Origin of the sequence: Clostridium kluyveri DSM 555 (assembly GCF_000016505.1) — a bacterium.
GTDB classification, from domain to species: Bacteria; Bacillota; Clostridia; order Clostridiales; family Clostridiaceae; genus Clostridium_B; species Clostridium_B kluyveri.
In genome coordinates this window covers 3,272,116-3,285,037 of sequence record NC_009706.1, presented here as the reverse complement: position 1 = coordinate 3,285,037, position 12,922 = coordinate 3,272,116, and the positions used below count along the sequence as shown (strand labels likewise).

Annotated in this window: 12 protein-coding genes; 7 read left to right on the top strand and 5 right to left on the bottom strand. The window is 30.1% G+C overall.

Features of this window, described 5'->3' with window-relative positions:
- Nucleotides 1-149 precede the first annotated feature (149 nt).
- The 3 genes from pdaB (at nt 150) to CKL_RS15640 (ending at nt 2,438) form a co-directional block, all read left to right on the top strand.
- Nucleotides 150-902, top strand: a complete 753-nt coding sequence (gene pdaB / locus CKL_RS15650) for a polysaccharide deacetylase family sporulation protein PdaB (RefSeq protein ID WP_012103554.1) — start codon at nt 150-152, stop codon at nt 900-902.
- 206 nt (nt 903-1,108) lie between these two features.
- Entirely contained in the window at nt 1,109-1,597 is a 489-nt protein-coding gene (locus CKL_RS15645) for a hypothetical protein (protein ID WP_012103553.1), read from the top strand.
- A gap of 97 nt (nt 1,598-1,694) precedes the next feature.
- Nucleotides 1,695-2,438 carry a single-stranded DNA-binding protein gene (locus CKL_RS15640; protein ID WP_012103552.1) on the top strand — a complete coding sequence of 248 codons (744 nt, stop codon included), beginning with the start codon at nt 1,695-1,697 and terminating at the stop codon, nt 2,436-2,438.
- Nucleotides 2,439-2,491: 53 nt separating this feature from the next.
- On the opposite strand, the gene dapD is transcribed toward CKL_RS15640, so the two are convergent.
- From dapD to CKL_RS15620, 4 genes are all read right to left on the bottom strand, one after another.
- Complete coding sequence (dapD, locus tag CKL_RS15635; protein WP_012103551.1) at nt 2,492-3,208, bottom strand: 2,3,4,5-tetrahydropyridine-2,6-dicarboxylate N-acetyltransferase; 717 nt, start codon at nt 3,206-3,208, stop codon at nt 2,492-2,494.
- Between the two features lie 117 nt (nt 3,209-3,325).
- A complete protein-coding gene (gene hslO, locus CKL_RS15630) occupies nt 3,326-4,213 on the bottom strand; it encodes an Hsp33 family molecular chaperone HslO (RefSeq protein ID WP_041701000.1) in 888 nt (295 codons plus the stop codon).
- 91 nt (nt 4,214-4,304) lie between these two features.
- Entirely contained in the window at nt 4,305-5,048 is a 744-nt protein-coding gene (locus tag CKL_RS15625; RefSeq protein WP_012103549.1) for a class I SAM-dependent DNA methyltransferase, read from the bottom strand.
- A gap of 136 nt (nt 5,049-5,184) precedes the next feature.
- Nucleotides 5,185-5,454 (bottom strand): alpha/beta-type small acid-soluble spore protein, encoded by a 270-nt coding sequence (locus CKL_RS15620; protein WP_012103548.1) that lies wholly within the window; start codon nt 5,452-5,454, stop codon nt 5,185-5,187.
- A 304-nt stretch (nt 5,455-5,758) separates the two neighbouring features.
- Between CKL_RS15620 and CKL_RS15615 the strand changes: the two genes are divergently transcribed.
- The 3 genes from CKL_RS15615 to dapB all read left to right on the top strand — a co-directional run bounded on the left by CKL_RS15615 (nt 5,759) and on the right by dapB (nt 8,579).
- Complete coding sequence (locus CKL_RS15615; RefSeq protein WP_012103547.1) at nt 5,759-6,745, top strand: aspartate-semialdehyde dehydrogenase; 987 nt, start codon at nt 5,759-5,761, stop codon at nt 6,743-6,745.
- 55 nt (nt 6,746-6,800) lie between these two features.
- Nucleotides 6,801-7,682 carry a 4-hydroxy-tetrahydrodipicolinate synthase gene (gene dapA / locus CKL_RS15610; protein ID WP_012103546.1) on the top strand — a complete coding sequence of 294 codons (882 nt, stop codon included), beginning with the start codon at nt 6,801-6,803 and terminating at the stop codon, nt 7,680-7,682.
- 144 nt (nt 7,683-7,826) lie between these two features.
- The gene (gene dapB / locus CKL_RS15605; protein ID WP_012103545.1) at nt 7,827-8,579 is read left to right on the top strand and encodes a 4-hydroxy-tetrahydrodipicolinate reductase; all 753 of its coding nucleotides are present in this window, start codon (nt 7,827-7,829) and stop codon (nt 8,577-8,579) included.
- A gap of 80 nt (nt 8,580-8,659) precedes the next feature.
- Here the strand turns inward: dapB and CKL_RS15600 are convergent, their stop codons facing one another.
- Nucleotides 8,660-9,820 carry a pyridoxal phosphate-dependent aminotransferase gene (locus CKL_RS15600; protein WP_012103544.1) on the bottom strand — a complete coding sequence of 387 codons (1,161 nt, stop codon included), beginning with the start codon at nt 9,818-9,820 and terminating at the stop codon, nt 8,660-8,662.
- 479 nt (nt 9,821-10,299) lie between these two features.
- Here CKL_RS15600 and CKL_RS15595 point away from each other — a divergent pair, with 479 nt between their 5' ends.
- Nucleotides 10,300-12,537 (top strand): MASE3 domain-containing protein, encoded by a 2,238-nt coding sequence (locus CKL_RS15595; RefSeq protein WP_012103543.1) that lies wholly within the window; start codon nt 10,300-10,302, stop codon nt 12,535-12,537.
- The last annotated feature ends 385 nt before the right edge of the window (nt 12,538-12,922 follow it).

The window sequence follows — 12,922 nt, the reverse complement described above, 5'->3', positions numbered from 1 at the left end:
ATTCGAAATACTATAATTATATATATTATAACATAAAGTATTTCAACATAATTAATATGTTTAACAATAAATTTTTATATTCCTGTAATATTTGTTAAGGTAGAATACTATATAAAGTTATGAAAATAAATATATATGGGAGGAAAAAATTGAAGGTAAGATTAATAAAAAAAATATTTATGATAACTCTATTGCTGCTTGTAGCTACTTTAATATCTGTATTTACAAATTATAGATATAAGGGAACCTTTATAAATACAAATAGAAGGATTCCCATTTACTGTGTTGATACAAAAGAAAAAAAGGTTGCCATAACTTTTGATGTGAGTTTAGGAGATGAGTATATTGGAGAGATACTGAATGTATTGGATAAATATAATATTAAAGCTACATTTTTTATAGTAGGTGACTGGATAGATAGAAATCCTGATAAATTAAAGCAGATATATGAAAGAGGACATGAAATAGGTAATCATTCTGACAGGCATCCCAATATGACCAAAATATCACAGGAAAAAATCATAGAAGATATAAACATAAATGAAGCCAAAATAAGAAATATTACAGCTTCTGGAACAAAATTATTCAGGTGTCCTGAAGGGGCATATAATGACAGAGTTATAAATACTGTGGAAAAGTCAGGATATTATTGTATTCAATGGGATGTAGACAGCATAGATTGGAAAGAACAGGGGGCAGATATTGAATATAATAGAGTAATCAAGAACATAAAACCTGGTTCTATAATGTTATTTCATAATACAGCTAAGTATACCCCTGAAAATTTACCTAAGATAATAAAAAAGTTGAGTGCAGAGGGATATAAATTTGTTAAAGTGGGAGATTTAATTTATAAAAGTAATTATACATTGGATAATGAAGGAAAACAAATAAGTGATTAGTTCAATTTATATTATAACTGTTATTGAAAAATAGAATAAATATGTATTATAATGGCAATGAGGAAAATCAATGAATATAAAACATTAAGTAAAACAGGTTTCTAATGTTTTCTAAGGCATGTATTTTTCCATGCTTGAGTATAAAAAAGTATATCCTGTTTAAAATAATTTTAAACCAGTATATATTTTGACAGGAGGCAATAAATATGAAATCTGTAAAAATTATAGGGAGCAGCTGTAAATTCACAACTCATTTAATGAACCTATTTGATAAGATCAGTGTAAGCTATAATATTTTTATAAATGATGGCGATACCAAAAAAGTAGAGTATGTAATTTTAAATTCCATAGATGAAGAATTTAAGATTTTAAATAGCGAATATTGTTTTGTAAATATGGATTTGATAAATGGACAAAAAAGCAATGTAGATATATGTGGATATATTATAACTTACGGATTGGGAAGTAAAAATACAGTCACTATATCCAGTTTGAATTACAATAGTGGTTTTGTGTACTGTCTTCAAAGAGATATTATGTGCAGAGGAAAAGTTGTGGAGGCGCAGGAAATTCCAGTAAATATTGCTTTGAAGGACATAGAAGAACTTTATGCCTCTATGATAGCTATAACTATGGGTCTTATGGAAAGCTCCTGTAATAATTCTTTATTTAAAAATAGAATACTTAATGTTTAAATTTAAATATTTTAAGTATTTAAAGTATATTTTTGTTTTTTAATGAATACTTATATGGTAATGATATATTTAAAACTAAGGGAAAGAGGGGTTTATGATGGACAATTTAATGTTAAATAATAAGATTTATCTTGAAGGCAAGGTGATTTCGGAGCTGCAATTTAGTCATGAAATGTATGGAGAAGGTTTCTATACTTTTAATATTGAAGTTCCAAGGCTAAGTGAAAGTAAGGATATATTATTTATCACTATTTCAGAAAGGCTTATAGGAGGAATGGATATAAAGATAGGCACAGAAATTATAGTAGAGGGACAATTGAGATCCTACAATAAATTTGTAGATGGGGGAAATAGATTAATATTAACTGTATTCGCCAGAAATATAGAGTTATGCGTTGAAAGAAGTAAAAACCCAAATCAAATTTTTCTTGATGGATTTATATGCAAAGAGCCGGTTTATAGGACAACTCCTTTTGGTAGGGAAATTTCAGATATGTTATTAGCTGTAAATAGAGCCTATAATAAATCTGATTACATACCTACTATTGCATGGGGAAGAAATTCTAGGTTTTGTAAATCTTTAAAGGTTAGTGATAATATAAGAATATGGGGAAGATTGCAGAGTAGGGAATATCAGAAAAAGATATCCGATACAGAAACTATAAGAAAAATAGCCTATGAAGTTTCTATATCCAAGATGGAAAAAGTAAACAAGGATAAAGATCATGAAACTGTGGAAGAAAGAACGAGTTTTTCTCATGAAGATGAAGAAAATTATGAAAAAAACGGGGAAGGGGAAGAATGTTTAAGTGAAAATATAGAAGATAAACGCATATGTTAAAATTTACTTGAAAGATGGTTCAAGGGATGAAAACTTCATCCCTGTTTAAATATTTATTTTCTTAAGTCCGCTAAAATTTTAGTCTTATCCTTTGTCATATCATCCACAGATTTTAGTATTCTTGCAGGAGTACCTCCGGCTACAACTCCTTCTGGTACATCTTCTATTACTATTGAGCCTGCGGCAATCACGGAGCCTTTTCCAACCTTAACTCCCTCTAGAATAACGGAATTAGCGCCTATAAGTACATCATCACCTATTTCACAAGGTGACTTGCTAGGTGGTTCAAGAACTCCTGCCACCACAGCACCTGCACCTAGATGAACATTTTTGCCCAATTTTCCTCTGGCACCTACAACGGCATTCATATCTATCATGGTACCTTCCCCTATTTCTGCACCTATGTTTATTACCGCTCCCATCATAATAACGGCATTTTTACCTATTTTTACTTTATCCCGTATTATAGCACCAGGTTCTATTCTGGCATCTATGTTTATTAAATCTATAAGAGGAATAGCAGAATTTCTTCTATCCTGTTCTATTCTAAATTGTTCAATCTTATTTTTATTTTCATCTAGAAATTTACATATGTCTGCACTTTCTCCAAAAAGAACATAAAAATTATTACTGCCATAACATTCTATGTTTTTTAGATTACAACTTGATATGCTGCCTTGGAGGTAAACCTTAAGGGGAGTAGACTTTTTTGCTTCTTTTATGTATTTAGCTATCTGGTAAGGATCTGTAAGATCGTATTTTGTTTCCATGAATTAATCATCCTTTCATTTTTAATCTATCAAATTTTCATAGGAATTAATGCATTTTCAGTTTTTTAAGCAAATTATAACATATAAATATTTTTTAATCCATAAAAATGTAGTGGATTAGATTTTTTTCAAACTTTTAAGGAGGCTTCCTATCTCCTGATTGGTAAATTTATAGGATTTATTACAAAAGTTGCACTTTAATTCTTCAGACTTTTTATCTTTATAAATTTCTTCTAAATCCTGTATACCTATACTTATAAGTGCTTTTTCCACCCTCTCTCTGGAACAATCACATTTATAGATGGGATTTAGTGTATCTAATATTCTTAAATCCATATCTTTAAATACAGTGTTTAATATTTCAATTATAGTTAGTCCGTCTCCTATCATATGGGATATGGAAGGCAGTTCCTGTAATCTATAAGTCACCAAATCCGATAATAGATTATCAGCACCTGGCATCATCTGAATTATAAAACCTCCTGAACCCTTGATAGTTAAATCTGTATCCACTAAGACTCCAAGAGCTACTGCAGAAGGAGTTTGTTCTGAAACCGTAAAGTAGTAGGCCAGGTCATCTCCTATTTCTCCAGTTTGTATGGGAACTTGACTGGAATAAGGTTCTTTCAGTCCCATGTCTCGTATTACAGTGAGATTTCCATCTATACCTATAATTCCTCCTACATCCAGTTTACCCTTATCATTTGAAGGTAAATCTGCAGAAGGATTTCTAATATATCCTTTTACATGGGCATCAGCATAGGAAGTTACAAGTATGCCTCCAGCTATGCCATTTCCTGATATTTTTACGGTTAAACTATCTCGGGGAGACTTTAGCATTGCACCCATGATACTGCCTGCGGTAAGCATTCTTCCAAAAGCAGCAGCTGCGGTAGGAGCACAGTTGTGAATTCTAACAGCTTCATTTACTAAGTTTGTAGTTGAAGCTGCTATTATTCTAATATTATCGTCCTTAGCTGTAGCTCGTATCAGCTTATCTTGTATTTTATATCTCATCAATTCGTGGCAAATATGCCCCTTCTTCTGTGAGAAGGAGAGATTGCCACTTTTCACCTCCTTATGATTAAAAGTACAGCTATATGTTCTTTTTTACTGCATAGACTATTCTTAAAGAAGTAGGGGCAGGGGGTTTATCCTGGTAATTATCCAGTTTAGTTATAATATGTAAATTACAATCTGTGAGAATTTTTTCGATATAATCACAGGTATAGGCCCTTTCTCTATGGTGCTCGTCAAATCGTCTATATAGTTCTTTATCCTTTATAAAAAAAGTAAGATACATGTCCACAATTTCATTTTCTAAAAAATTTTCCCATATATAAGTTATCTCTTCACTATCATAAGTATAGGTGTTATTTCCTAATATATTGGTAATTTTATAATGGGAATTTACATCAAATATGAACATTCCATTGGAATCTAGATGATTGAATACACTTTTAAAGTAATTTTTAAGATTTAATTCATCTAGTATATAATTTGTAGAGTCAAGGCAACAGGTTATAAGAGCAAATTTTTTATTTAGGTTAAGTCCACTTATATCCTGGCGTATCAAATTTACTTTTAATCCTTTGCTTCTTAGTTTTTTATCTGCCTCTGTAAGCATTTCGTAGGATAAATCTACGCCCCAGGCAGTTTGAAAATGCGGGGCTAATTTTTCTGTCAAATTACCTGTTCCACAGGCTAAATCAAGGTAATCTCTTCGGGGTATATTTAATTCTTTACATAAATTTATAATTTTCTCATACCATACATTATAATCTATATCAGTATTTATTAGATCATCATATATATGGGCAAATTTTTCGTAACATTTCATCTATGTCTTATGGTAAACCTGTAAGATGAGGTTTTACTCCTTTCTTTAAGGTGTTTTATATAAAAATTTTAATGAATTAATTTTCACATATGAATATTATTATAGTATATATTTTAATACAAGGTAATATTTTTTACTATAAATCTTTAAAGTTATCTTTGCCATTTAGCAGAACTTCATTCTTTGGGATATTAAGTTCTTTTTTCTTCTTTGTCATTATACCGCCAATTCTTCCTGTTTCTTCCGAAGTTAAACCACTCCATCCATAGGTATCGATTTTTTCTTTTAATCCCAATTCTTCTGCTATTTCGTATTTTAATTGTTCCCTTAATTTTTCTATTTCACTAAGTTCTTTATGTGATTTTAGTTTAGCTTTTATAATTTTTTTAAGCGGTGTTTTTGCCATTTTTATATCCTCCCCCACTTTTACTATAAATTATTTTTACCTCAAAAGTGAGATTTATACATAAGAGCTAGAGAGCTTTATGAAAGATTTTAGATTATTTTCTTTCAATAGATAAACACATATGAATATTATATGACATATATTATAGAAATTATATTGAATATGTGTTATTTTTTATTCTAAATAATATTTATTTTTATTAACATATTTCAAGAGTTTAGTGTAAAATGTTATATAAGATATAAATATTTAAAATTTATTTTAATGGTAATAACATCATATAAAGTTTTTAGGAGGAATTAACATGAGTTGCAATTTAGCGGTAGTTGGATGTACTGGAATGGTGGGAAGAAAGTTTCTTGAAGTGCTGGAAGAGCGAAATTTCCCTGTAAAAAATTTATATTTATATGCATCAGCTAAATCTGATGGGAAAGTATTGAAGTTTAGCGGTAAAGATTATGTGGTAGAGGAATTGAAAGAAGATAATATTAAAAACAAAAAAATAGATATTGCTCTTTTTTCCGCAGGTGGAAGTACAAGTCTTGAATTTGCTCCCGTGTTCTCAAAGTATGGAGCAGTGGTTGTAGATAATAGTAGTGCATGGAGAATGGATAAGGATATACCTTTAGTTGTTCCAGAAGTAAATCCAGAAGATATAAAATGGAATAAGGGAATAATCGCAAATCCTAATTGTTCTACAATACAAGCTTTAGTGCCAATTAAACCCCTTTATGATAAATATGGTATAAAAAGGATTATATACTCTACATATCAGGCTGTATCTGGTGCCGGAGTAGGAGGATATAATGATTTAATAGAAGGATACAAAGGGAATCCACCTAAAAAGTTTCCTTTTCCTATAGCAGGTAATGTAATTCCGCACATAGATACTTTTTTAGAAAATGGTTATACAAAAGAAGAAATGAAAATGATAAATGAAACTAAAAAAATATTACATGATGATACTCTAAAGATCACTGCTACTACAGTTAGAGTTCCAGTAGTGTACGGACACAGTGAGAGTATAAATATAGAACTTAAAAAAGATTTTGAATTAGAAGATATATTCAACTTATATAAAGAATGTAAAGGAATTGTATTAAAGGATGACGTGCAAAATGGTGAGTACCCAATGCCTATAGATGCAGCGGGTAATAATGAAGTGTACGTAGGAAGAATAAGAAGAGACTTTAGTTTGGATTCTGGATTAAATTTATGGGTTGTAGCAGATAATATAAGAAAAGGCGCTGCTACTAATGCGGTTCAAATAGCAGAATGTTTAATTAAATAATATAAGAAATAAATATTTTTATAAATATTTTAAAATAAAAAAATGAGGTGTTTTTATGAGTTTATTCAAGGGTTCAGGAGTTGCCATAGTTACTCCATTTAATGATAAGGGTGTGGACTTAAAAAAACTTGAAGAATTATTAGAGTGGCATATTGAATCAGGGACAGATGCTATAATAATTTGTGGGACTACTGGAGAAGCTTCCACAATGACAGAACAGGAGAGGAAAGATGCTATAAAACTCACTGTAGACGTAGTGAAAAACCGAATACCAGTTATTGCAGGAACAGGTAATAATTGCACTCAATCATCTGTAGATATGAGTAAATGGGCAGAAAGTGTAGGAGTAGATGGACTGTTGGTAATTACTCCATACTATAACAAAACTACTCAAAAAGGATTGATAGAACATTTTAAAGCAGTGGCTTCTGGAGTAAAGGTTCCTATAGTAGTATACAATGTTCCGGGAAGAACAGGCATGAATGTACAGCCTAAGACCCTTAAAGAATTATGTGAGATAGAAAATATTGCTGCTATTAAAGAGGCCAGCGGAGATATAAGTCAGATTGCCCAGATGAAAGCCTTATGCAGGGATAGGATTGATATATATTCTGGAAATGACGATCAAGTAATTCCTATACTTTCGGTAGGAGGAATAGGTGTTATATCGGTACTTGCAAATATTATTCCAAAGGATATGCATAATATGTGCAAATTATTTTTAGAAGGCAAGACAGAGGAAGCATTGAAAATACAATTGGATTCTTTTGCATTGAATAAAGCCATGTTTATAGAAACAAATCCTATACCTGTAAAAACTGCCATGAATATTTTAGGAATGAATGCAGGAAAACTCAGACTTCCACTCTGTGATATGTCACAGGCAAATTTAGAAGTTTTAAAAACAGAACTTAAAAATTATGGTCTTTTAAAATAAAATAAAATTTTATTTATTTAGATTATTATAAAAACGGAAGATTATTTTTTAAATTTTAACGTGAAAGATTGATTTCTTTCACGTTGAAGTTATGAAATTATTAAATTTAAAGTGTATCAAATAATTTTTAAGGGGAGTTTATAAATGATTAGAATTATATTAAGTGGATGCAATGGCAAAATGGGAAAAGTAGTAACTAATTTAGCTGAAAGCTATTCTAGCTTAGCTATAGTAGCTGGAGTGGATAAAAACTGTGTGAAATCTAAATTTCCTGTATTTTCAGATATAACTAAGTGTAATATAGAAGGAGATGTGATATTGGACTTTTCAAGGCCTGAGGCTTTGGATTCCATTTTAAAATATGCTAAAGAAAAGAATATAGGAGTTATACTGTGCACTACAGGATATAGTGAAGAACAGCTTGAAAAAATTAATGAAGCTTCCAAATACATTCCTATGTTCAGGTCAGCTAATATGTCCATAGGTGTAAATATGGTAAATAAGATATTAAAAAACATGAGTGCAGTTTTATATAAAAATTTTGATATAGAGATAATAGAAAAACACCATAATCAAAAAGTGGATTCTCCAAGCGGAACTGCACTGCTTCTTGGAAATACCATAAAAGATTCTATTGAGGAAAAATTAGATTTTGTAAATGGAAGAGAGGGTATTAAGAAGAGAACCCATAATGAGATAGGTATACATGCTATAAGAGGAGGAAGCATAGTAGGAGAACATGATGTTATATTTGCAGGACAGGGAGAAACCATAGAAATCAAGCATACTGCTATTTCTAGGGAAGTTTTTGCAGTAGGGGCCCTGAAAGCATGTGAGTTTATGTTTAATAGAGAAAAGGGTTTCTATTCAATGGACGATGTAATTGGTGGTAAATAATAAGATTTAAAGTTAATAGTTAAGAGTTGTGGATGATTTTCTTCCGCAATTCTTAACTCACTGCTCTTAACTCTTAACCATTAAAAAGAGTTTATCCAGTTGTCTAGCTTTTCCATACATAACTTGAGTTTATTCATGCTGTATGCATAGGATATTCTAACATGTCCTTCTCCACCTGAGCCAAAAGCAGAGCCAGGAACAATGGCAACACCGGCCTCCTTTAAAAGTTTTTCACAAAATTCTTCACTGCGCATAGAAAAGGTCTTTATAGAGGGGAATATGTAGAAAGCCCCTTCAGGTAAATTTGTATCAAAACCTAGGGATTTTAATTTGGTATAAACATAATCCCTTCTTTTTATGAATTGATCTTTCATGTAGATTACATCTTCCATACAGTTTACAAGTCCCTCATAGGCACCCCATTGGGCCACAGAAGGAGCACAGGACACATTATATTGATGTACTTTCATTATCTCATCCATAATTGATGGGTGGGCACATACATATCCTACTCTAAGTCCCGTCATGGAAAACATTTTAGAAAACCCGCCTATTAATATAACTTTATTTCGTATCTTTTCATATTGAGCAATGGAATAATAATTTTCTTTAAAACACAGGCAGGCATACATTTCATCACTTACAACAATGATATCATGTTTACATAATAAATTAAAAAGTTTTTTATTATCTTCTTCAGACAGTACAGCACCAGTAGGATTAGAAGGATAAGATAAAACTATCATTTTAGGTTTTTCATTTTCTAGTATTTTTTTTAGTTCATCAAAATTTATGGAAAAGTCTTCTTTTAAGTTATGATTTATTACAGTACCTCCTAAAATACTTACACAGCTTTCATAAGCAGGATAGGCAGGTGTGGGTATCAATACCTTGTCTCCGGGATTTATAAGAGCAGTAAAGGTATCCATAAGTGCTTCACTGCCACCTACAGTGATGCATATTTCTTCTGGATCATAAAATATGTTTAAATTTTCAAGATAATTGGATATTTCTCTTCTAAGTTCCAATATTCCTGCATTTTGTGTGTATGTGGTTTTATTTTGTTCAATAGCTTTTATCATGGCAATCTTAATTTTTTCAGGTACATTAAAATCAGGTTGGCCTAAAGTTAAAGATATGGCCCCTGGGTAAAGGGCAACTTTATTATAAAATTTTCTAATGCCTGATATTTCTATATTTTTAACATTTTCTGATATGGAATTTTTTAAAAGGGTATTCAATTTCTCACGTCCAATCTATATAATTAAATTAATTTACTGATTATTACTAGTTTATATTATATATTTTAAGTTCCATAAAATAAACTAGTAATTTATAATTTATGGCATATTTTACGGATTGTTTATTCTCAAATATTTGTTTTGAAGAGTGAAGTGATTCTTAAATTTACATGGCAGCGAAATAATAAGCAAGATTCTAAAAATCATTTTAGAATCTTGCTCATTAAAGGAGATCTTATCCAGATTTGAACTGGAGATAAAGGTTCTATAAGTTGTATATCTTGCTAAAAAGGTTGATAATATTTATTTTCAGCCATTTTGTAGTATAGTATCATGTTAAAATTATAACATAGTTAAAAATAGGAGTAAACAAGTAACATATTCCAAGTTGTTATCCTAAATTGTATACATATTCCCACAATGTTCATATGGTGGTATAATTATGTAAGACAATGTTATAGGATGGGAGATAAATAACGATGATTAGAATAATGTTAGAAAAACTAAAAGAGAAACAGTTTTCTGTTGTTTTAATCCAATCAATTACTATTTTGCTTTTTTCTAATGTAGTTACACATCTTGTGTTTCCAACGTGGCAACAATATAATGGGATTTTTCATTCATCTATGGAACTAGTGTGTATAATTATAGCGGCTAATTTATTTCTGGTAGTATGGTGTAGATACTATAGCAATTCTGTTAAAAATCAAATTATAGCATTGGGTTTCCTAGCAATAGCAATTTTTGATGTTTTGCACACTTTCTATTTTAACGCTTTAGGATTTTTACCAAAGAATTACTTTGATTTATCACTTAGGTTTTGGATTGTTAGCAGAATTACCGAAGCAATTTTACTTTTAATTATTACCACTAATTTATCTAAAATAAAAATAAACAAATGGATAGGACTATCTGGTTCACTTATTTATTCCATTGGTATATCATATATCATATTTTTTCATAAAAATCTTTTTCCAATACTATATACTTCAAATGGGGTAACTAATATTAAAATATTATTTGAATACTGTATAATATTTATATTAATTGCTGCAGCATGGAATTTAAAAGGCAAAATGAGTAATAAGGATACATTTACATACAAATACATTGCCATTACAATTCTGTTATTTATATCTGCTGAAATTTGCTTTACCACGTATAAAACGTTCACAGACTTTGTGATGGCTTATGGACATGTTTTAAAGGTAACATATTATATATGTCTATTTAAAGGTATAGTAAAAACAGAGATGGATTATCCCTACTTAAAGCTGGATGAAATGAACAAACAATTAAGAGATATACTAAATGCCATTCCACTGGCAATCCATACATATGATGAGGATCTAAGGATAACTTTTGCAAACAAGAAATTTGAAGAGTTACTTCAGTGTAAGTCAGCTGATATAGCAGGGTTAACCATGACTGAATTTTTAAATAAAATTGAAAAAATTGATAGAGAAGATGAGAATGAGTTTCCGATTAGTTTAATAGAAAAAGGTATAAGTATGGATAATATTGTTAGAACATATAAAACACTAGAGGGCAATTCAGTTAAACTCCTTGTTAATATTCACAAGATAGAAAATGGTGTTATGTTTATATCAAAAGAAGCTGCCTGTGAGCAAGCTATTGAAAATTTAAATTTGCAAACGGAGACTATTTTAAATTCTATGTTATATCCAGCAATGATACTAAATAATCACGGTACTATAACTGCTTGTAATGTATCATTTCAAAATCTAATAGACTTAGATAAGGATGATATTATAGGGAGTTCTCTTGTTAAGATAAATAAAATGATAAATTTTGATAATGAAGAAATAGTAAATAAATTTTTTGGGGGCAATTTGTATAATGAATACTATGAGGCCTCATTAGTTTCAATAAAAGGTATCAAAAGGAAGATAACTGGACAGGTATCGCCTATATATAATGTTGAAAATAAGAAGATTGGAATAATATCTGTAATGCAGGATGTTACTGAACTGAAGAATAATCAAGAGAGATTAATAAATCAAGAAAAACTGGCATTGTTGGGGCAAATGGGGGCCAGTATAGTTCATGATACGAGAAATTTTTTAACTACAATAAATGGTTCTTGTCAGTTAATTGAGCTTTACTCAGATGATGTGAAAATAAATGAATGTGCTAAAAGAATCAAAATGGATACTGATGAGATCAATAGAATTATGAGCGATTTTTTAACTTTAGCAAAACCAGCCAATATTGCTGTTGAGGAAGTGTCAGTATATGATTTGCTGAGTTCAGTTAAGAATTTGCTTCAGACCTCATCATTGATAAAAGGAATAAATATTGAATTTAAATTTAATCATGATGAACGGTATTTAATGTGTGACCAAGTGAGAATTAGGCAAGTAATTTTAAATATATGTAAAAATGCAATTGAAGCAATGGAGAATGTAGAACAGCCAGTTTTAAAGATTCAAACTGATATCGATGAGTTCACTAATGAAATATATGTAGGAATAACTGACAATGGAGCAGGTATACCCAAAGAAATTATTTCTAAGCTTGGAACTCCGTTTTTCACTACCAAAAAGAATGGAACTGGCTTAGGGCTGAGTTCTTGTTTTCAAATAATCAGTGAACATAAAGGAAGGATTGAGATAAAAAGTGAATTAAATGTTGGGACAACTTTTACTATAATTTTACCTTGTATGTTTGAGGATGAGGAAGAAGAATTAGTGTGAGTAAAGAGATTACTTAAATAAAAAACCTAAGGTTTTCTATGATAAAATAAGAATCATAGGAAGTCTTTATTTATAACAAGAAAATTTTTATAGAGTAACATCAATGGAGAAAATTAAGGAAAATATTATTTCAATAATGCAATAATGAGGCAAAAATTGTGCTTATCAAGTGAAAGGAAGATAAAAATGAAAATACGAGATATTATGAGACCATGAAGTGGAGAAAAACATATAAAAAATACAATAAAGGAAAATTGCCATGTGCATAATATAAAAAGTGATTATATAATTGGAAATAACACAATTATTGAAGTAGTAAATGATGAGGAAAATTAAAGGTTTTAGAACCAAATAAAAGCAGCCTATATGACTAACTTGTAAGAAG